Here is an 18,981-nt window from a genome sequence, read left to right as displayed (position 1 = left end):
GCGTCGGGTCCCCAGCGGGCCGGGTCGCGGTTGGCGGCGCCCAGGAACATCAGGATCTTGTGGCCGTCGGGGATCACGTGCCCGCCGACGGCGACGTCGCGGGTGGCGGTGCGGAAGAAGGTCTGCACCGGCGACTCCCGGCGCACCGCCTCGTCGAAGGCGACGCGGGCCAGACCGGGGTCCGCGCGCAGCCGGCGCCACTGCTCCGGGTGGGTCGCGAAGGCGTGCAGCACGGCGGAAAGGCCGTGGACGGTCGTGTCCACCCCGGCGGTGAGCAGGGAGCGGACGACCAGCGGAGCCTGCTCGGGCGTGATGTCCCCGCGGTCGGCGGCGGCCCAGATGTCCGCACCGAACCCCTCGGGGGCCAGTGCCTCGCGCGCGCACTGCGCCGCCGTCCAGGCCGACAGCTCGGCGACCCGCGGCGCCCCCTTCTCCACCAGCGTGTTGGCCGGGCCGAACGCGTTGAACGCGTGGTCGCCGTAGGGGAGCAGGTTCTCCCGCCCCTCCGGCCCGAGCCCGACGGCGTCGGGGAACACCCGCAGCGGGAAGGCCTCGGTGAGGTGTGCGACGGCGTCGAACTCCGGACCCTGCGCCGCGAGGACCTCGTCGACGAGCCGGTCGGCGTCGGCGACCCAGGCGTCGCGGAGCTTCCGCAGCGCCCGCGGGCCGAGGATCTTCTGCAGCACCCGGCGGGGCGCGTCGTGCCGCGGCGGGTCGGCCTCGAGCAGCAGGCTCGGCGGGCGCCACGGCTTCTCGTGCCGGAAGTTCGACAGCCCGACGCCGGCGGCGGACTGGAATCCCTGCCAGTCGACCAGTGCGGCGTGCACCTGCTCGTAGCGCGCGAAGGCGAACACGTCGTACCGCCGGAGACGGACGACCGGCCCGGCCTCGCGCAGCGCGGCGTGGAAGGGCAGCGGGTCCTCGAGGACCTCCGGGCAGAACGGGTCGACGTCGGTGGTGGGGAGGTCGTGGGCGGGCTCGGCGGTGAGCGTCACGGCGGGCTCCAGGGTCGGCGGGGCGGTCAGAGGTCGAGGACGAGGCGGTCGCTGCGGGCCCGGGACACGCACGGGAACAGGCAGTCGCCGGCGGCGCGCTCGTCGTCGTCGAGGATCGAGTCGCGGTGGTCGGGCTCGCCGGCCAGCAGCCCGGTCTCGCAGGTGCCGCAGGTGCCCTGGCGGCACGAGGAGAGGACCTCCACGCCCGCCTCGGCGATCGCGGCGAGCATCGAGCGGCCGGGCGGGACCGTGACGGTCCGGCCGGTGCGCGCCAGCTCGACCTCGAACGGCGTGTCCCGGGCGGGCGCGCCCAGCTCGCGGGCCACGAACCGCTCGGTGCGGACCGTGTGGGCGGGCCAGCCTTCGGTGGCGTCGGCCAGGGCGGTGAGCATCGGCGCCGGGCCGCAGGCGTAGACCCGCGCGCCGGGGTCGGGGTCGCCGACGAAACCGCGCAGGTCCAGCAGCCCGTGCTCGTCCTGCGGCACGACCCGCACCCGCTCGCGGTCGATCTCCGCCGGCTCGTCGACGAACGCCATCGACGCCCGGGTCCGGCCACCGTAGAGCAGCTCCCAGTCCGCCCCGAGCAGCGCGGCCTGACGGATCATCGGCAGCAGCGGCGTGATCCCGATGCCTCCGCCCACGAACAGGTACCGGGCGGCCGGGACCTGCGGGAAGTTGTTCCGCGGTCCGCCGAGGCCGACCGCGTCGCCGACCGCCAGGTGGTCGTGCACGTACGCGGAGCCGCCGCGCCCGGCGGGTTCGCGCAGCACGCCGATGCGGTAGCGGTGGGCGTCCCACCGGTCGCCGCACAGCGAGTACTGACGCGTCGTCCCGTCCGGCAGGACCAGGTCGACGTGGGCGCCCGGGGTCCAGTCCGGCAGGCGCGCGCCGTCGGGGGCCACGAGCTCCAGCGACACCACCCCCTCGGCCTCGACGCGCTTGGCGGCGACCCGGACCGTCGCCGCGGGGGTGCTCACGGCCGTGCTCGCGGCGGGCGGTACGGGGGCGACGGACGGGCGATCGGCGGTGATCACAGGGGCGGTCCTCCGGCGGCGGGATCGGGTGGACCGAGGATGCGGACTGCGCCGCCGCGCGCAGAAGGCCGATCTCAATGATTGAGAGGGGTTCCGCGTTCCCGCCGGTCAGGGACCAGGGCCCGCTCGATGCCCCGTGCGGCGGCCTTCAGCACGGCGACGACCGTGAACGCCTGGCCGTCGTTGGGGACGATCGCCGACAGGGCGGCCACGACCTCGCCGGCGGCGCCGCGGACGGGCACGGCGGTGCCGGTCGCGTCGGGGTGGATGTGCCCCGGTGTGATCACGTGCCCGTCGCGCCGGATCCCGGCGAGGACCGCCCGCAGCCGGCCCGCGTCGGTGAGGGTCTCGGCGGTGTAGCGCTCCCGTGGCCCGGTGAGCACGCGTTCCTGCAGGTCACGGGGGCCGAACGCGGTCAGCACCAACCCCGACGACGACGCGTGCAGCGGCAGCCGCCCGGCGATGCGGGTGTAGTTGACCACCGCGCCGGGGGCGGAGAGCCGCTCCAGGAACAGCACCTCGTCGCCGTCGAGCACCCCCACCTGCACGTGGTGCCCGACGACGGAGTGCAGGTCCTCGAGGAAGGGCATCGCGGCCTCGCGCAGCGACAGGGTGGGGGAGGCCCGCTGGGCCAGCTCCCACATCCGCACCCCGATCCGCACCCGGCCGTCGGCCGCGCGGGCGAGCAACCCGTGCTCGACGAGCTCGGCGACCAGCCGGGACGCGGTGGCGACGTGCAGCCCCGTCCGCCGCGCGATCTCCGTGACGGTCAGGTCCGGCTGCGCCGCCCCGAACGCCTCGAAGATCCGCACCGCGCGGGAGAGCACGGACTCCCCGGTGGCCACCCGTGGCATGCCGCCAGCCTGCCACCCCTACCCGGGTGCGCCGCGCCGATCGCCGGCGCCGCTCATCGGACGGCCGCCCGCCCGCGCCTGCCGGACGGGCCGGTCCCGCGGGCGATGCGGTGCACGGTCCAGCCGAGCGCGACCAGGCTGACGAGCGCCACGACGGCGGTCCCGATCAGGGAGGACTGGCTGTCCCAGAGGGTGTGCAGGGCGACGGCCAGGACGAGGGCCAGGACGAAGCGGCCGGTCGCGCGCCCGCGCCAGCCGGACTGCGCTGCCGCGAACAGGGCGGCGGGCGCGATGCCGGTCCAGGCCATGTGCCTGGCCATCGCGCCGAGCTCGGCGTCGGTGAGCGCGTAGGCGCGCCCCGCGGCGACCCCGTGCTCGTAGGCGACGGCGTCGGTGGTCGACGCGGCGTCGCGTGGGGGATCCGCTGGACCGTGGACAGCACCTCGCCGACGTCGGTGGCCCGGTGGAAGGCGTCGCCTAGCAGGTTCTCGACGGCGAACTGGAACTGGTCGTCCGTGGAGAAGGCGTGCACGCGGGTTCTCCTCCGCACTCGGGTTCCGGTGTCTGTTCGGTCGCCGCCCTCGTGGCGCTACGGCGTCCGAGCACGCCCAGGCTCGACGGCGTCCCTCCGAACGGGCTCCGACGATCGGCTCCGCGGCGGCCCGGACGGCGGCACGCGCGGCCGGAGCGGAGCCGGAGTCGGGCCTGGGACGGTAGGCGTCGCGTCCCGCTGACCGAGCAGGGCGAGCCGAACCGCCCGGCGATCCGGACGGCCGCGCCGACCGGCGCCGTCTGCTCAGTCGCGCCGGGCGCGGACCGCGCTCGCCCAGGTGACCGACACCGCGAGCAGCAGGGCCAGTGCGGTCGGGAGGACCAGGGCGCCGGGTCCCGCCCCGTCGGCGAGCGCCTGCACCGTACGGCCGACGGGCGGCAGCCACGGCTGCACCGCCGTCGCCGTCACGACGACGGCGCCGACCAGCAGGGAACGCCCCGCCCGCCGGATCCACGGCCGCGCGCACAACAGCCCGACCGCCGTACCGGTCGCCCCGGCCGCGAGATGCGCCAGCAGGCCGTCAGGACGATCGACGGCGGCGCGGGGTAGGGGGTGACGATTACCGGCCACACCACGCTCAGCACGGCCAGTCCGAGGTCGCTGGCCAGGGCGACCAGCAGGGTCCCGGCGGCGACGGGGCCGACCCCGCCCGCCGCCGCGACGGTGACGTCGCGCTGGACGGGGTCCTCGGTGTGCGCGACGGTGAGCGCGAGCCATGCGGCGATCGGATAGAGCGTGAGCACCGAGGCGCCCCACGGCTCGGGGAGGCGTCCCGGGTCGCCGCCGAACAGCACGGCGAGCACCGCCACCTGCAGCACGACCGGGAGCACCACGCGCTGCGCGCGCACGGCGTCGGCCAGCAGGTAGCGGGCCACGGCGACCGCGGTCACGCCGGCCCCACCGACTCGACCGAACACCCCAGCCGCAGCGCGGTGAACAGCAGCGGATCGGAATCGCTGGGGACGGCGCGCAGGTGCAGCCGCCCGTCCTCGACCCGCCCCGGCACCCCGAGCCGGTGCCGCACCTGCTCGGGATCCTGGCAGCGCAGCACGATCGCGACCGCCGGCACGACGGGTGTCGGCGCGGGCGCGTCCTCGACCCGTCCGTCGCGCAGCCGCAGGTGCCGTGCGCCGGCGAGGCGCGCCGCGCGGCCCGTGTGGTCGGTGACCAGCACCGTCGTCCCCGCGGAGGCCTCGCCGAGCACGTCGGCGAGGGTGTCCGCGGCGGCCGCGTCGAGCCCGGCCCACGGCTCGTCGAGCACCACCAGGCCCGCCCCGGCGCCGAGCGCCTGCGCCAGCCCGACCTTCTGCGCGTTGCCCTTGGACAGCCCGGCCATCGGCTCACGGCGCGGCCCGGTGAAGCCGAACCGCGCGAGCAGGCCCGGATCCGGGCGCGTGCCGCGGATCCGGGCGAGGTGGCGCAGGTAGGCGTCGGCCGGCAGGCGCAGCTGGGCCGGGAAGCGGTCCGGCAGGTACCCGACGACCGCCGGCCGGCCGGTCACCCGGCCCGCGCTGGGCAGCGCGCACCCGGCCACGATCCGCAGGAGCGTGGACTTGCCGGACCCGTTGCCACCGGCGAGCACCGTCGGCCCGCCGGGCGCGAGGGCGAGATCGACCCCCGCCAGCACCGGCGGCCCGTTCCGGTACCGCTTGTGGACCCCCTCCACCCGCACCACGGGCGTCAGGTTTCCACGGCGGACGGAACGGTCAGGCGGCGGTCCGACCGAAGTCCTTCCCGACGGTCTCGGCCTGCTCGTGCGCCTGCGCCCGGACCTGCGCGGCGAGCGGGCGGAGCTCGGCCATCGCGGGCTGCACGTCGGCCAGGGTCAGCTCGGCCTCGATGAGCGTGACGTCGGCGCCCCAGACTTCGGCCAGGATGCGGACGATCCAGCCGGTGGCGTGGTCCCAGCCCTCGCGGGGCGTGCCCGGACCGTAGCCGCCGCCGCGCGCGACGACCAGGGCGACCGGCCGGCCGGCGAGCGGCGAGGTGCCGGGGGCGAAGCGCGGGTCGGTGATGAGCAGGTCGATCCAGCCCTTGAGGTGCTGGGACACGCCGAAGTTGTAGAGCGGCGTGGCGAGGACGAGGGCGTCGGCCGCCAGCACCTCGTCGGCCAGCCGCGCGGCCAGGCCGAGCGCGGCCCGCTGGGCCTCGGTGCGCTGGTCCTCGGGGGTGAACCCGGCCAGCGCGGCGGTGGGCCAGGCGTCGACCGGGATCGGGTCGGCGACCAGGTCGCGGCGCACCACCGCACCGCCGGGGTGCTGGTCGAGGTACGCCCGCTCGAGGGTGTCGGCGACCTCGCGGCTCACCGAGCCCTCGGTGCGGATGCTGCTGTCGAGGCGGAACAGGGTCACGGGGTCCTCCCATAAAGTGCGGTCGACTAGATGTTCTGCTTCACAGACTATCTTGTCAACAGAGCGGCCCGTGGCCGGTAGGCTCGTGGTCGTGACCACCCCGCAGCGCGTCGACGCCGACCTCGGCTGGGCGCTGGGCCGGGTCACCCGCGCGCACCTGCACACGGCGCAGGAGGTGCTGTCCGGGCTGCCCGGTGGCCCGCGGGGCTACCAGGTGCTGGCCGCCGCGAACGACGGCGAGGTCAGCACCCAGCTCGCGATCGCCCGCATGCTGGGCGTCGACCGGACGGTGATGACCTACCTGCTCGACGAGCTGGAGGGCGCCGGACTGGTCGAGCGCCGGCCGGACCCGGCCGACCGGCGCGCCCGGCGGATCGTGCTCACCGCCGCCGGCCGCGAGCGGCTCTGCGACCTCGACCGCCGGCTCCGCGAGGCCGAGGAGCAGCTCCTCGCCCCGCTCCTGCCCGCCGAGCGCGACACGTTGCGGGAGCTCCTGCGCCGGCTCGCCACCGGCGCGGCGCAGGACGGTGCCTCGGCCTGCCAGGTCGCCGAGGAGATCGCGGCGACGGACGGCTGCTGACGCCGTCCCTCCTACCGGAGGGGGATCTCCAGGTCGCGGTCGGCCTCGCCGCGCGGGCCGAAGATCCGCCGGTCGGACTCGTCGATCACGAGGTCGTTGATGCTGGCCTCGCGCCGGACCATCAGCCCGTGCTCGTCGAACTCCCAGTTCTCGTTGCCGTAGCTGCGGTACCAGGTCCCGGCGGCGTCGTGGCACTCGTACTGGAAGCGCACCGCGATGCGGTTGCCGGCGAAGGTCCACAGCGACTTGCGGAGCGCGTAGTCGAGCTCGCGCTCCCACTTCTCGGTGAGGAACGCGACGATCTCCGCGCGGCCGCGCACGAAACGGTCGCGGTTGCGCCACACGGAGTCCTCGCTGTAGGCGAGCGACACCCTCTCCGGGTCGCAGGTGTTCCAGGCGTCCTCGGCGGCCTGGACCTTCTTCCGGGCGGTCTCGAGGGTGAACGGGGGCAGGGGCGGTCGGTCGGCCACGGCGTCTCCTGACGGATCGAGAACGTGCGTTCTCGCGGAACGCTAGAGAAGGATCGTTCTCCGATCAACGCCGGTCACACGGTGTTGTCCGTCGGTAACCTCCCGGACATCCCGTCAGGCGCGGGCGGACCGCAGCAGGGCCGCGGCGGCGGTGCGCGCCTGGGCGGCCGGCGCGTCCGTGCCGAAGATGCCGGCCGTGACCATCGCCCCCTCGGCGAGCAGCAGGAGCTGCGGGCCGACGTCGGCGGGCAGCCCCGCCGCGGCGACCAGGCCGTCCAGGTAGTCGGCGAACGCCTGCTTGTGTGCCCGCGCCTGGCGGGCCATCACCGCCGACACCGCGCCCAGCTCGCCGAAGCCGTTGATCCACGCACAGCCGCGGAAGCCGGGCTCGCGGAACCACGCGCCGAGCCAGTCGAACACGGCGAGGATCCGCTCGTCCGGGTCCGCCACCTCCTCGACGGCGGCGGCCAGCCGGCCCCGCCACCGCACGTCGCGACGCTCCAGGTAGGCCTCGACCAGGTTCTCCTTCGCCGGGTAGAGGGCGTACACGCGCTTGAGCGGCAGGCCGGCCCCGGTGCGGATGTCGTCCATGCCGACGGACCGGATGCCGCGTGCATAGAAGAGCTCCTCCGCGACGTCGAGCAGGCGTGTGCGGGCGGCCTCGGTGTCGAACGGCGGCATGGCGTCCTCGCGGGCGGGAAACGGGCGCTCGCCACGCTACCGCGGCGTCCCTTCCGCCGAGGTCGTCCGGCTTTGTACGCTCGATCATGACCTCCTCGCCCGACCACCGCGTCCTGGCGATCTCGCTGTGGTCCTCGGCCGGGTTCGCCGTGCTCGCGCTGGTGTGGGGCGCGCTCACCGGATCCCGGCTGATCGTGTTCGACGGCCTCTACTCCTTCGCCAGTGTCGGGCTCACCCTGCTCGCCGTCCTGGCGCTGCGCACCGCGCGCCGCGGGCCGGACGAGCGCTACCCCTGGGGGCGGGAGGCGTGGGAGCCGCTCGCGGTCGTCCTCAAGGCGGCGGCGATGGCGGGGTTGTGCGTGTACGCCCTGGTCGGCGCGGTGCTCGAGCTGATCGAGGGGCCCACGGGGATCGCCGTGCGTGCCGCCCTGGTCTACGGCGTGGTGTCGACGGTCGGTGGCGTGGTGGTCACGGTCCTGCTGCGGCGGATGTCCGCGCGCGGCTCCGACCTGGCGCGCGCCGAGGCGGCGGAGTGGGCGGGGGACACGCTGCTCAGCGTGGGCGTGCTCGTCGGGTTCGGCGTCGCCTGGGCCCTGGAGGCGAGCGGGAGGGCCGCCGCGGCCGCCTCCGTCGACCCGGTCATGGTCGTGCTCGCCTCCGCGGCGTTCCTCCCGGTCCCGGTGCGGCTGATCCTGCGCAGCGGCCGCGAGATCCTCACGATGGCGCCGCCCGCGGAGGTCCTCGACCGCATCCGGGCCGAGGTCGGCGCGGTCGAGGAGGCGTACGGCTTCGCCGAGTCGTTCGTCCGGGCGGGCAAGGTCGGCGGCCGGCTCGACCTGGAGGTCGACTTCGTGGTCGACGGCGGCTCGGCGGCCCGCACGGTCGAGGACCTCGACGGCGTGCGGGCCGAGCTGGACCGCCGGCTGCGCGATCTCGACCCGCCGCCGTCGATGTCGGTGGGGTTCACCGCCGACCGCGGCTGGGTCAGCTGAGGACCCGGGGACCGAGCGCTCGCGGACTCAGCCCTGGGAGGCGTTCGGGTCCATCCACACGACCTCCCAGTGGTGGCCGTCCGGGTCGAGGAACGAGCGGCCGTACATGAACCCGTGGTCCTGCGGGTCCTGGGCCTTGGTCCCGCCGTGCGCGAGCGCGGCGTCGGCGAGCCGGTCCACCTCGTCGCGGCTGTCCACGCCGAGGGCCAGGATCGTCTCGGTGGCGCTGCCGTCGGCGATGGGCTTGACCGTGAACTCGCCGAAGTGCGAGTGGGACAACAGCATCGCGGAGATCCCCGGGCCGATCTCGAGCGCGAGGGAGTGCTCACCGGAGAAGTCGGCGTTGAACGTGTAACCCAGGGCGGTCCAGAAGGCGCGGGTGGCCGGCAGGTCCGTGATCGGCAGGTTGACGAAGATCTGGGTGGTGGCCATCGGAGTGCCTCCTCGCTGCGGTCCGGTCGGTCCGGACGGGGTGCGCGCTCGGGGTGCGCGCTCGGTCGGTGTGCCGCAGGGGAGACCCGGCGCCCACGCGGAACTCATCGCCTGCGGCTACGGCCGATCGGGTGATCGTCGATCAGGGCGGGGTCCGGCCCGACGTGCGGGCCGGGCCCCGCCCGGTCGACAGCCGACGGGAGCGACCGGGCGGGCGACGGCGCGGCGCAGGCCGACTTGTCGCCGGAGACGGGGCCGGGTCCGTAGAGACGCCGGACCTCGCCCCAGTCGGTTCAGGGCCGGTACGGCGGTGCCACCCCCCACCCCCACCGGGGCACGGGGGCGTGGGCGACGACGTCGCCGGCACCGGGTCGGGAGTTGTGCAGGGCCAGGCGCGTGCCCCACTCCACGTAGCCGACGAAGGCGGCCCGGAACTCGGGGTCGTCCGGGAGGCCGGCGTCGTCGGCGGCGAGGCTCATCAGCGAGGCGAAGCGGAAGCGCTGCTCGGGCGTGATGCCGAGGTCGCGGTGGTGCGCCAGCATGGCCTCGTACCCGCCGTGGTCGCGGGTGTAGCGCGGCTCGCCCCCGAACACCTCGATCCACCACGTGGTGACGTGGGCGCGGTGCGGTTCCGTGACCCCGCCGGGGAAGAGGGGCGCGAGCAGGTCGTCGCGCTCGACGCGGTCGTAGAAGGCGTCGATCAGCGCGCGGAAGGCGGCGTCGCCGCCGGCCCAGGCGTGCAACGTGGGGGTGTCGACCTCAGTCATCTGCAACAAGGTAATCAGTCGATCTCCTGACGGAAGGGGTTTCGGCGGGTCCCACGCCGATCGGCCCTACCCGCGCAGGTCCGGACAGCAGTACGTTGACCTCCCACCGAAACCGGCACCGCCGCCGAGGGGGAGCGATGACCGCAGTTGCGCCGCGCCCGATCGAGACCCGGCCCTATCCCGCGCGCCGTACGGGCAAGGGGTCGACGTTCCTCAAGATGCTCAAGACGACGGACCCCAAGGACATCGCGATCCTGTACCTGGTCACGTCGTTCGGCTTCTTCATGGCGGGTGGCGCGATGGCGCTGCTGATCCGCGCGGAGCTGGCCCGGCCCGGGCAGCAGTTCCTGTCGGGGGAGCAGTACAACCAGCTGTTCACCATGCACGGCACGATCATGCTGCTGCTCTACGCGACGCCGATCCTGTTCGGTTTCGCGAACTACATCGTCCCGCTGCAGATCGGCGCCCCGGACGTCGCCTTCCCGCGACTGAACGCCTTCTCCTACTGGCTGTTCCTGTTCGGCGGGCTGATCGTGCTGTCCGGGTTCCTCACCCCGGGCGGCGCGGCGGACTTCGGCTGGTTCGCCTACACCCCGCTCTCCGACGCCATCCACTCGCCGGGGGCCGGCGGCGACCTGTGGATCGGGGGCCTGATCGTGGCCGGCCTCGGGACCATCCTGGGCGGCGTCAACTTCATCACCACGATCATCTGCCTGCGGGCGCCCGGGATGACGATGTTCCGGATGCCGATCTTCACGTGGAACATCTTCGTGACGGCACTGCTGGTGCTGATCGCCTTCCCGATCCTCACCTCGGCGCTGTTCGGGCTGCTGATGGACCGGCACCTGGGCGCGCACGTGTTCGACCCGGCCAACGGCGGCGCCATTCTCTGGCAGCACCTGTTCTGGTTCTTCGGCCATCCCGAGGTCTACATCGTGGCGCTGCCGTTCTTCGGCATCGTCACGGAGATCTTCCCCGTGTTCAGCCGCAAGCCGATCTTCGGCTACAAGACGCTGGTGTTCGCCACGATCGCCATCGGGTTCCTGTCGGCAGCGGTGTGGGCGCACCACATGTATGCGACGGGTGCGGTGCTGCTGGCCTTCTTCTCCTTCACGACGTTGCTGATCGCGATCCCGACGGGCATCAAGTTCGTCAACTGGATCGGCACCATGTGGCGGGGCAAGCTGACCTTCGAGACGCCGATGCTGTTCGCCCTGGGCTTCCTGTTCACCTTCCTCTTCGGCGGGGTCACGGGTGTGCTGCTGGCCTCGCCGCCGATCGACTTCATGGTCTCGGACACGTACTTCGTGGTGGCGCACTTCCACTACGTGCTGTTCGGGACGATCGTGTTCGCGACCTACGGCGGGATCTACTTCTGGTTCCCGAAGATGACCGGCCGGATGCTCGACGAGACGCTGGGCAAGTTCCACTTCTGGCTCACCTTCATCGGCTTCCACACCACGTTCCTGGTGCAGCACTGGCTGGGCAACGAGGGCATGCCGCGCCGCTACGTCGACTACCTGCCGAGCGACGGCTTCACCACGCTCAACATGATCTCGTCGATCGGCGCGTTCGTGCTCGGCTTCTCGGTGCTGCCCTTCATCTGGAACGTCTTCCACAGCTACCGCTACGGCCGGGTCGTGACCGTCGACGACCCGTGGGGTCACGGCAACTCGCTGGAGTGGGCCACCTCCTGCCCGCCGCCGCGGCACAACTTCACCGAGCTGCCCCGGATCCGCTCCGAGCGCCCGGCGTTCGAGCTGCACTACCCGCACCTGGTGGAGCGAGCCCGGGCCGAGGCGCACAGCGGGGGCCACGCGGCGCCCTCGGAGCACGTCGCGCAGTCCGTGGGGCGCGAGCAGCAGCCGGACGAGGACCCACGCTCCCGCTGACCACCACGGCCCCGGCCACGCGGGGCCGACCCATCCACGCAGTGTCGGGGAGGCGACGATGACCCTCGACGACCGGGGCGTCCGGCCGCTGACCTCGGGGGAGCGGCGGATCCTCGCCCGCCTCGAGGAGAGCCTGACGGGGGGCGCCCGTCCCGTCCGGGACCCCGCGCCCGCCCGGAACCCCGAGCCCGCGAACCCCGAGCGTGCCGCGATGCACCGGGCGGACCGGGTGGCGGCGGTGGTCGGCCTGCTGATCCTCTGCGGGCTGACCGCGGAGGCCGCGTTCGCGGGCGGTCCGGTGCTGGCGCTCGGGGTCGGTGCCGCGTTCCTGTGCATGGTGCTGGCCTTCGTCTGGGTCGTCTGCCGCGGCCGATGACGCCAGGACCGGCCGCCCCTGCGCGAGCCGCGTCGCGACGGCCGCGCCGATGCTCTCGCCCAGCACCACGAGCCGCGACGGGCGACGCCGGGCTTCCCGGTGAGGTGCGGGTGCGCGGCGAGGGCGTCGGCCGTCCCTCCTCGCTCGGCGATCCCGGGGTGCGGACCACGGGCCCGGGGGCAGGAGGGTCTCGGCGGGGATGGCGCCGGAGGAGTGCCGGCGTCATCCCGCGCTGCCCGGCCCGTCACGTCCGGCCAGCTCCTCGAGCAGCCGGACCGTGCGGCGCAGCGGGCGCCTGACCAGGCCGCCCAGCGCCGAGTGGTCCGCCGCCGAGTGCGCCGCGACGGCCTCCGCGGCCTGCGCGAGCGCCTCGCGGTCCGGGGTGCCCCGCAGACCGGCAGCGACCGCGTCGGCGAGCGGCGTCACGACCGCCCTCGTCCGCGGGGCCGTGGCGGCCCACCATGCGCAGGTGTCCGGGCGCCGGCCGAGCTCGACGACGTCGGCGACGTGGGCGCGCACCAGCATGGTGACCTCCGGCGCGGCGGCTGCCGGCTCCACCAGCGCGGCCAGCTCGGCGGTGTGGCGCCGGCGCCAGAGCGGGTGCAGGCGGACCGCGCGGCGGGCGGTGGCGAGCTGGTCGGGGAGCCTGCGGGCGGCGTCGTCGCGGCGGTGGGTCCGGGCGGTCAGCCGGGCCGCCAGGTCCTCGCGGGCCGGGTCCGCCGGATCGGTCGGCAGGTCCGCGGCCAGGAGCAGGTCCGCGGCCGCGCCGTCGGCCACCTCGTGGAGCGCGGCGACGAAGGAGCGCGCCGGGTTCGTCGGCAGCAGCAGCGGCGAGAGGACGACGGTCACCACCGCGCCGACCGCCGTCTCCCAGAGCCGCGCCACGGCGTACGACGCGGGGTCCGCGTTGGCGAAGACGAGCAGGGCGGACACCGCGACCTGCGTGTTCAGCGTGTCGCCGATGCGCAGCACCATCCCGATCAGCAGGGCCGCGGCGAGGACCAGTGCCACCGTGAGCGCCGAGGGCTGCAGCCAGGCCAGCACCCCGATGCCCACGGCGAGCCCGGCGACCACGCCCACCAGCCGGGCCAGCGACACGTTGAGGGCGGAGCCCGGCGCGTCCCGGATGGCCACCAGTGGCACGATCACGGCGTAGACCGGGGGCTGGGTGGCGCCGAGCCACACGCAGACCTGCCAGCTCACCGCCGCGGCGACCACGATCCGCACGATCGACGGGCCCTCGCGGGGCAGTGCGGCCCGCACGGCGCTCCACGGGTGGACCTCGCGCAGCACCGGCACGTGCCGAGCAGACCAGGTGATCGGCCCGCGGTCATCCCTTCCGGCGGAGGGTTGACGCCCCGTGGCCGCCCTGATCACCCTGCGTCGCAGGGTGGCCGTGACGACCCGGGCCGTGTGGGCCGACGTCGCGCCGAGCAGGGCGGGCAGGCGGGGGACCAGCGGGAATCACCGTCTTCCGGTGACCGCTCCGGTGACGCGGCCGGTGGTCAGACCGCGATGCCGTCGGGCTGCTCGTCCTGCTCCGCGGCGAGCAGCTCGCGCACGCGCGGTGCGACGACCGTGCCGTACAGCTCGATCGACTTCATGAGCTCGGCGTGCGGCAGCGTGCCGGTCGTGTACTTGAGGTCGAAGCGCTGCAGGCCCAGCGCGCGGACCGTGCGGGCGATCTTGCGGGCCACGGTCTCCGGCGACCCGACGTGCTGGGCGCCCTCCCGGACGTCGGCCTCGAACCGGGCGCGGGTCAGCGGCGGCCAGCCGCGCTCGCGGCCGATCCGGTCGAGCGCGATCTTCGCGTGCGGGAAGAGCGTGTCGACGGCGTCCTGGTCGGTCTCGGCGACGAAGCCGGGCGCGTGCACCGCGATCGGCAGCGGGTCGCGGCCGAGCTGCTCCAGGCTGCGGCGGTACAGCTCGGCGTACGGCGCGAAGCGCGCCGGGTCGCCGCCGATCACCGCGAGGACCAGCGGGAAACCGTGGCTCGCCGCGCGCACCACGGACTGCGGGCTGCCGCCCACGCCGACCCACGCCGTGATCCGGCCGGACTCGGTCTTCGGGTACACCTGCTGGTCGCGCAGCGCGGCGCGGACCGTGCCCTCCCAGGTCACCGGGCCCTCGTCGAGCAGGTGGGCCATGAGGTCCAGCTTCTCCTCGAAGAGGGTCTCGTAGTCGGCGAGGTCGTAGCCGAACAACGGGAAGGACTCGGTGAAGGAGCCGCGCCCGAGCGTGATCTCCGCGCGGCCGTCCGACACGGCGTCGAGGGTGGCGAAGCGCTCGTAGACCCGCACCGGGTCGTCCGAACTGAGGACGGTCACGGCGGTGCCGAGCTTGATCCGCTCGGTGCGGCCGGCGATCGCGGCGAGCACGACCTCCGGCGCGGAGATCGCGTAGTCGTCGCGGTGGTGCTCGCCCACGCCGAACGCGTCGACCCCGACCTGGTCGGCGAGCACGGCCTGCTCGACGACGTCCCGGATCACCTGGGCGTAGGGCGTGCGGTCACCCTGCCCGTCGACCGTCACGTCGCCGAACGTGTCCAGCCCCAGTTCCACCCTGTCCATGCGGCCCTCCCCATCTCGTCGTCGACGGTACCGCCAACGATTGAGGGCTCAACCTTATGCCCCGGGGCCGCCGCGCGAGGGGTCAGGGCACCCAGGTCGTCAGGTCCTGCCAGGTCAGGCGCGGGCGGGCGCGCATCGGCGCCGGACCGACGGCTGCGGGGTGCCCGAGGCACACGATCATCTCCGGCACCCAGCCCGCCGGCAGCCGCAGTACCACGCCGACCGCGGCCCGGCTGAACGACGTGACGGGCCCGGCGCCGAGGCCGAGCGCGTGCGCCGCGAGCAGCAGCGTGGCCGCGGCCGTACCGACGTCGACGTGCAGGCCCGTGGCATCGGGCGGGAAGCCGAAGGCGGCGGCCCCGGGCGGTCGGTGCAGATCGTGATCGCGGCCGTCGGGCGCTGCAGCATGCCGGGCGAGACCATCCGCAACACGCGCAGCGTGGCCGGGTCCTCCGTGGCGACGAAGCGCTGCAGGTGCCGGTTGCCGGCCGTCGGGGCCCAGCGCCCGGCGTCGAGCACGGCCTCCAGGTCCTCGCGCGCGACCGGCTCGTCGGTCAGGGCCCGCACCACACGCCGGCTGCGGATCGCGTCGAGCACGGCCCTGCCCTGCGGCGTGCCGGTCACGAGGTGTCCCGGGTGAAGTGGCCGGCGAGGTGGCCGGCGAGGGCCCGGCACAGCTCGTCGAGCGCGGCGGTGTACTCCGCCCGGCCGTCGCGCGGCACCGCCAGCTCCGGCACGGCGGACAGCGGTCCGGCCACGAACTCCGCGGTCGCGGTCGACGCCTTCGGCGCGATCGCCGCGCCCAGCCGCCGGGCGGCGGTGAGCAGGCGCAGCGGCCCGTACTCCGCGGCCTCGTCGACCTGCGTGCGGGCGGCGGTGACGAGGTAGGCGAGCAGCTCCAGCGCCTGGTCCTCGTCGAGCACGGATGGACTCCCGGGGGCCGGCCCACTGCTGATCTCCACGGGCCGGGGCTCGCTCGGCGGGGCCGGGGGGTTACGGGGAGGGTGGTGCATGATCGACGGCGAGGGGAGTCTGCCTACGCCGGGCGGCTGCGCGAGGCCGGCGTGCCTGCCGGCTCGACGTGGCCCCGGCGCCTGTCACGCGTTCGGCGCGGTCGAGGCCGGCGAGTGCGGCGGCCACCAGCCGGCCGCGCGGGCGACGCCCCGGGTCCGCGCCGGAACCGGCTTCCGCAGCGCGCCGTTCGGCCCGACGCGACCACCGGCGCCGCGCGGCGACCAGCACGACGACGGCCAGGCCGTCGGCCCTCGGGCGCAGCGTGTGCGCTTGTTCGGGGCGCTGGGGGGGGGGAGCGGGGCCCGGGGGAGCGGGGGAGCGGGCGGCGGGTGCCGGCGGATCAGTCGTCGTCGAACTGGTCGTGGTGGTGGTGCCAGTAGTGGACGGGCCCGGGCGACGTGCCGGACGAGTCGGACACCCGGTCCGACACCGCGGCACCGATGCCGCCGAGCGCCATCCCGGTGAGCCCGCCGGCCGCACCCAGCCCGAGCACGGCGGCGGTCAGCACGATCACGGGCCGGCGGACCACCCGAGCGGCGTTCACGCGGCCACCACCGCAGCGCCGACGACCATGCAGAGCAGCACCCAGGCCACGGCGCCGGCCAGTAGCGCGACGGCGGCGCGGCAGTGCCGGGCGGTCGGGCGGCCGGCCTCGGGACCCCACACGACCCGGCGGCCGCGCCAGACCACGGACTCCCAGATCGCCGACCACGGCTCGACGCCGACGGCCCCGCCGGGCAGGTCGACGAGCAGCGGGTCGAGCTCGTCGCGGAACCGGGCGGCGTACGCGGCGGCGGTCCGCTCCTCGGCCTCGGCGAGGTCGAGCCGGCCCTCGCCGACCGCCTGGTGCAGCCGCACGACGACCCGCTCGCGCTCGGCGTCGGAGGCCCGCACCCGGGTTCCGGGGGTGGCTGCCGTGACGGCGTCGGGGGGCGTGGCGTCGGGGGGCGTGGCGGAGGTGGGCGTGGCGGCGGTGGTCGCCTCGGAGTGGTCCGGGGCCGGACCGGCGGGGGAGGTCATGGGGCTCCCGGGTTCGTCGTTCAGGTGCCGCCCATGCTGGGGGCCGCCGGTGAGTCCTCGACGTGGCCCGGTTCGGAGCCGGGTAAGAACCGGCCCGCACCCACGGTGAGGCCCACGCACGCCCCGCCGCCCTCGCGCGCCTCCGCGAAGACCGCGCCGTCGTGCCTCTCCGCCACGTCGCGCACGATCGCCAGCCCGAGCCCGGAGCCGGGCAGGCCGCGGGCCGCGTCGGCGCGGTAGAAGCGGTCGAACACCCGCTCGGCGTCCCGCGGCGCGATCCCCGGCCCGCGGTCGGCCACGGTGACCCGGCCCCCGCCCACCCACACCTCGAGGCGCTCGCCGCCCTCGTCGAACTTCGCCGCGTTCTCCAGGAGGTTGGTCACGGCCCGGTCCAGTGCCCGCGGTCGCCCGCGGACCGGCACCGTCCCGTCCTCGACCCGCACCTCGATCCGCCGCCCGGTTCGGCGCCGGACCCGCTCGGCGGCCCGCTCGGCGAGGGCGCCCAGGTCGACGGGCTCGTCGACCTCGTTCCCCTGCCGCGACAGGGCGAGCTCGACCAGCTCCTCGACCAGCGTGCTGAGCTCGCGGGTCTCGCCCTCGACGTCGTCGATCAGCCGGGCCCGTGCCTCCGGGGACAGCTCGTCGAGCCGCCGGAGCACCCGGGCGTTGGTCCGCAGGCTGGTCAGCGGGGTGCGCAGCTCGTGCGCGGCGTCCTGGACCAGGCGGTCCTGGGCCTCGCGGGCCGCGGCGAGCCGGCCGAGCATCGTGGTGAACGAGGCCGACAGCCGGCCCACCTCGTCCTGCCCGCGGACGGGGACCTCGCGCTCGACCACCCCGCTCGCGCTGACCTCCTCGGCGATCGCGGTCAGCCGCACCAACCGCCGGGTGATCCGCCGGGCGAGCAGCCAGCCCGCCGCCGCGGCCACGACCACCACGGCGGCGGTGACCCAGAGGATGCTGCTCGCGGTCCCCGCCAGGACGCGTTCGCTCTCGTCGGCGTCGGTCGCCACCTGCAGCGCGCCCCGCCCGCCGCCGAGCGCGGTCGTCAGCAGGCGGTAGTCCTCGCCGTCGACGTGGACGTCGCGGCTCGCCGTCGCGCCCGCGACCAGGGACACGGCCAGGGTGCGGTCGGTCGCGGACACCGGCAGCGTCTCCGGCCGACCACCGAGGAACCGGACGGTCCCGGCGGGGCTCACGATCTGGCCGACCAACGGCTGGTCGTCGTCGTGCGCGTGGTCCCCGTCGAGGTCGTCGTCGGGACCGTGCCCGCCGTCGTGTCCGTGCCCGCGCGGCGCGACGACGGGCTCGAGCACCTCCGTCTGCCCCGCGGCGACGGCCGCGGAGGTCGCGCGCAGGGAACGGTCGATCTCGTCGGTGGTGCGGTCCGCCGCCGCGCGGTAGCTGAGGAAACCGACCAGCCCGGCGACGACGGCCGCGACCAGCGCGAAGGCGAGGGCGAACCGCGTCCGCAGGCTCATGCCGCACGCACCGTGTAGCCGACCCCGCGGACGGTGTGGATCAGCGGGGGAGCGCCGGCCGCGGCGAGCTTGCGGCGCAGGTAGCCGATGTACACGGCGAGGTTCTTGGAGTCGGCGCCGAAGTCGTAGCCCCAGATCCGCTCGTAGACCGTGGCGTGGTCGAGGACGATGCCCTCGTTGCGGACCAGCAGCTCCAGCAGGTCGAACTCGGTCTTCGACAGCTGCACCTCGACGTCGTCCCACCACACCCGGCGGGCCGCCGGGACGACCCGCAGCGCGCCCGTCTGCAGGGTCTCCGCGGGGCGCTGGGTGTCGCCGTGCACCGCGGCGCGGCGCAGCAGGGCCCGCAGCCGGGCGAGCAGCTCGTCGAGCTCGAAGGGCTTGGGCAGGTAGTCGTCGGCGCCGGCGTCGAGCCCGGCCACCCGGTCCGGGGTCTCGATCCGCGCCGTGAGCATGAGGATCGGCGTGTGGTCGCCGTCGTTGCGCAGCACGCGGCACACGGCCAGGCCGTCGACGCCGGGCATCATCACGTCCACGACCAGCGCGTCGAACGACTCGCGGCGGACGAGCGACAGCGCCTCGACCCCGTCGACGGCCGAGACCACGGCGTAGCCCTCCAGCTCGAGGGCGCGCGCGAGGGACTCCCGGATCGCCCGGTCGTCGTCGGCGACCAGCACACGACTCGGCATGTCCCCATGGTGCCCGGTGCGGCGCCGAGCGGGCCCCTTCCCGTCGGTGGGCGGGCCCCCGGCACGTCGATGCCCGCTGCGAGGACGCTGCGCGGATGTCCGGGGCGCTCCGGCCGCAGCGCGAGGCGTTCAGGGCGATCAGCCGCGACCCCGACCACCTGCTCGTGCACGGCCGCGCTTCGATTTGAGGTTCCCGTTACACGGATCTGCCGAACCGTTGGCAGGCTCCTTCG

At 75.1% G+C, this 18,981-nt stretch carries 24 protein-coding genes and 1 pseudogene; 4 read left to right on the top strand and 21 right to left on the bottom strand.

Annotated elements, in window-relative coordinates; translation table 11 throughout:
- From LWC35_RS26875 to LWC35_RS26840, 8 genes are all read right to left on the bottom strand, one after another.
- On the bottom strand, window positions 1-995 hold a 995-nt coding region (locus LWC35_RS26875; protein ID WP_232873047.1), incomplete at its 3' end, for a cytochrome P450 family protein.
- A gap of 26 nt (window positions 996-1,021) precedes the next feature.
- Window positions 1,022-1,972: a PDR/VanB family oxidoreductase gene (locus LWC35_RS26870; protein ID WP_232873046.1), complete on the bottom strand. Its 951-nt coding sequence runs from the start codon at window positions 1,970-1,972 to the stop codon at window positions 1,022-1,024.
- Between the two features lie 131 nt (window positions 1,973-2,103).
- Window positions 2,104-2,883, bottom strand: coding sequence for an IclR family transcriptional regulator (locus LWC35_RS26865; protein ID WP_232873045.1), 780 nt, complete (start codon window positions 2,881-2,883; stop codon window positions 2,104-2,106).
- Window positions 2,884-2,936: 53 nt separating this feature from the next.
- The gene (locus LWC35_RS26860; protein WP_232873044.1) at window positions 2,937-3,203 is read right to left on the bottom strand and encodes a PrsW family glutamic-type intramembrane protease; all 267 of its coding nucleotides are present in this window, start codon (window positions 3,201-3,203) and stop codon (window positions 2,937-2,939) included.
- A gap of 476 nt (window positions 3,204-3,679) precedes the next feature.
- Window positions 3,680-3,844: a hypothetical protein gene (locus LWC35_RS26855; protein ID WP_232873043.1), complete on the bottom strand. Its 165-nt coding sequence runs from the start codon at window positions 3,842-3,844 to the stop codon at window positions 3,680-3,682.
- Window positions 3,841-4,326, bottom strand: a complete 486-nt coding sequence (locus tag LWC35_RS26850; protein WP_232873042.1) for a hypothetical protein — start codon at window positions 4,324-4,326, stop codon at window positions 3,841-3,843. Before LWC35_RS26850 ends, LWC35_RS26855 begins: the two co-directional genes overlap by 4 nt.
- The gene (locus LWC35_RS26845; protein ID WP_232873041.1) at window positions 4,323-5,111 is read right to left on the bottom strand and encodes an ABC transporter ATP-binding protein; all 789 of its coding nucleotides are present in this window, start codon (window positions 5,109-5,111) and stop codon (window positions 4,323-4,325) included. Before LWC35_RS26845 ends, LWC35_RS26850 begins: the two co-directional genes overlap by 4 nt.
- A 31-nt stretch (window positions 5,112-5,142) precedes the next feature.
- Window positions 5,143-5,787, bottom strand: a complete 645-nt coding sequence (locus tag LWC35_RS26840; protein ID WP_232873040.1) for an FMN-dependent NADH-azoreductase — start codon at window positions 5,785-5,787, stop codon at window positions 5,143-5,145.
- A 91-nt stretch (window positions 5,788-5,878) separates the two neighbouring features.
- Between LWC35_RS26840 and LWC35_RS26835 the strand changes: the two genes are divergently transcribed.
- A complete protein-coding gene (locus LWC35_RS26835) occupies window positions 5,879-6,367 on the top strand; it encodes a MarR family winged helix-turn-helix transcriptional regulator (RefSeq protein WP_232873039.1) in 489 nt (162 codons plus the stop codon).
- A gap of 11 nt (window positions 6,368-6,378) precedes the next feature.
- Here LWC35_RS26835 and LWC35_RS26830 read toward each other — a convergent pair whose 3' ends face one another.
- Both LWC35_RS26830 and LWC35_RS26825 read right to left on the bottom strand, forming a co-directional pair.
- Window positions 6,379-6,837, bottom strand: a complete 459-nt coding sequence (locus tag LWC35_RS26830) for a nuclear transport factor 2 family protein (RefSeq protein WP_232873038.1) — start codon at window positions 6,835-6,837, stop codon at window positions 6,379-6,381.
- Window positions 6,838-6,951: 114 nt separating this feature from the next.
- Window positions 6,952-7,518 (bottom strand): TetR/AcrR family transcriptional regulator, encoded by a 567-nt coding sequence (locus LWC35_RS26825; RefSeq protein WP_232873037.1) that lies wholly within the window; start codon window positions 7,516-7,518, stop codon window positions 6,952-6,954.
- A gap of 86 nt (window positions 7,519-7,604) precedes the next feature.
- Between LWC35_RS26825 and LWC35_RS26820 the strand changes: the two genes are divergently transcribed.
- Window positions 7,605-8,510, top strand: a complete 906-nt coding sequence (locus LWC35_RS26820) for a cation diffusion facilitator family transporter (RefSeq protein WP_232873036.1) — start codon at window positions 7,605-7,607, stop codon at window positions 8,508-8,510.
- A 27-nt stretch (window positions 8,511-8,537) separates the two neighbouring features.
- On the opposite strand, the gene LWC35_RS26815 is transcribed toward LWC35_RS26820, so the two are convergent.
- Together LWC35_RS26815 and LWC35_RS26810 are read right to left on the bottom strand one after the other, a co-directional pair.
- The gene (locus LWC35_RS26815) at window positions 8,538-8,942 is read right to left on the bottom strand and encodes a VOC family protein (protein ID WP_232873035.1); all 405 of its coding nucleotides are present in this window, start codon (window positions 8,940-8,942) and stop codon (window positions 8,538-8,540) included.
- A gap of 293 nt (window positions 8,943-9,235) precedes the next feature.
- Window positions 9,236-9,709: a group II truncated hemoglobin gene (locus tag LWC35_RS26810; protein WP_232873034.1), complete on the bottom strand. Its 474-nt coding sequence runs from the start codon at window positions 9,707-9,709 to the stop codon at window positions 9,236-9,238.
- Between the two features lie 137 nt (window positions 9,710-9,846).
- Here LWC35_RS26810 and ctaD point away from each other — a divergent pair, with 137 nt between their 5' ends.
- The gene (gene ctaD / locus LWC35_RS26805; protein ID WP_232873033.1) at window positions 9,847-11,601 is read left to right on the top strand and encodes an aa3-type cytochrome oxidase subunit I; all 1,755 of its coding nucleotides are present in this window, start codon (window positions 9,847-9,849) and stop codon (window positions 11,599-11,601) included.
- Between the two features lie 58 nt (window positions 11,602-11,659).
- Window positions 11,660-11,977 (top strand): hypothetical protein, encoded by a 318-nt coding sequence (locus tag LWC35_RS26800; protein WP_232873032.1) that lies wholly within the window; start codon window positions 11,660-11,662, stop codon window positions 11,975-11,977.
- A gap of 222 nt (window positions 11,978-12,199) precedes the next feature.
- Here the strand turns inward: LWC35_RS26800 and LWC35_RS26795 are convergent, their stop codons facing one another.
- The 9 genes and pseudogenes from LWC35_RS26795 to LWC35_RS26765 all read right to left on the bottom strand — a co-directional run bounded on the left by LWC35_RS26795 (window position 12,200) and on the right by LWC35_RS26765 (window position 18,748).
- Window positions 12,200-13,276: an aromatic acid exporter family protein gene (locus LWC35_RS26795; RefSeq protein ID WP_232873031.1), complete on the bottom strand. Its 1,077-nt coding sequence runs from the start codon at window positions 13,274-13,276 to the stop codon at window positions 12,200-12,202.
- A gap of 206 nt (window positions 13,277-13,482) precedes the next feature.
- Window positions 13,483-14,547: an LLM class flavin-dependent oxidoreductase gene (locus LWC35_RS26790; RefSeq protein WP_232873030.1), complete on the bottom strand. Its 1,065-nt coding sequence runs from the start codon at window positions 14,545-14,547 to the stop codon at window positions 13,483-13,485.
- 82 nt (window positions 14,548-14,629) lie between these two features.
- Window positions 14,630-14,869: a nitroreductase family protein gene (locus tag LWC35_RS39610; RefSeq protein WP_269804856.1), complete on the bottom strand. Its 240-nt coding sequence runs from the start codon at window positions 14,867-14,869 to the stop codon at window positions 14,630-14,632.
- Between the two features lie 125 nt (window positions 14,870-14,994).
- Window positions 14,995-15,144 (bottom strand): annotated as a pseudogene (locus LWC35_RS41065) (nitroreductase family protein); the annotation flags it as partial.
- Between the two features lie 23 nt (window positions 15,145-15,167).
- Complete coding sequence (locus LWC35_RS26785) at window positions 15,168-15,470, bottom strand: DUF6092 family protein (RefSeq protein WP_232873029.1); 303 nt, start codon at window positions 15,468-15,470, stop codon at window positions 15,168-15,170.
- Between the two features lie 431 nt (window positions 15,471-15,901).
- A complete protein-coding gene (locus tag LWC35_RS26780) occupies window positions 15,902-16,105 on the bottom strand; it encodes a hypothetical protein (protein WP_232873028.1) in 204 nt (67 codons plus the stop codon).
- Entirely contained in the window at window positions 16,102-16,581 is a 480-nt protein-coding gene (locus LWC35_RS26775; protein WP_232873027.1) for a DUF1707 SHOCT-like domain-containing protein, read from the bottom strand. Before LWC35_RS26775 ends, LWC35_RS26780 begins: the two co-directional genes overlap by 4 nt.
- A 20-nt stretch (window positions 16,582-16,601) precedes the next feature.
- Window positions 16,602-18,059: a HAMP domain-containing sensor histidine kinase gene (locus tag LWC35_RS26770; RefSeq protein WP_232873026.1), complete on the bottom strand. Its 1,458-nt coding sequence runs from the start codon at window positions 18,057-18,059 to the stop codon at window positions 16,602-16,604.
- Complete coding sequence (locus LWC35_RS26765) at window positions 18,056-18,748, bottom strand: response regulator transcription factor (RefSeq protein WP_232873025.1); 693 nt, start codon at window positions 18,746-18,748, stop codon at window positions 18,056-18,058. Before LWC35_RS26765 ends, LWC35_RS26770 begins: the two co-directional genes overlap by 4 nt.
- Window positions 18,749-18,981: the final 233 nt, after the last annotated feature.

It is taken from the genome of Pseudonocardia kujensis, assembly GCF_021283305.1.
In the GTDB taxonomy this organism is placed as follows: domain Bacteria; phylum Actinomycetota; class Actinomycetes; order Mycobacteriales; family Pseudonocardiaceae; genus Pseudonocardia; species Pseudonocardia kujensis.
Note: the sequence above shows the minus strand (reverse complement) of the source record. Positions and strands in the feature narration are given on the sequence as shown.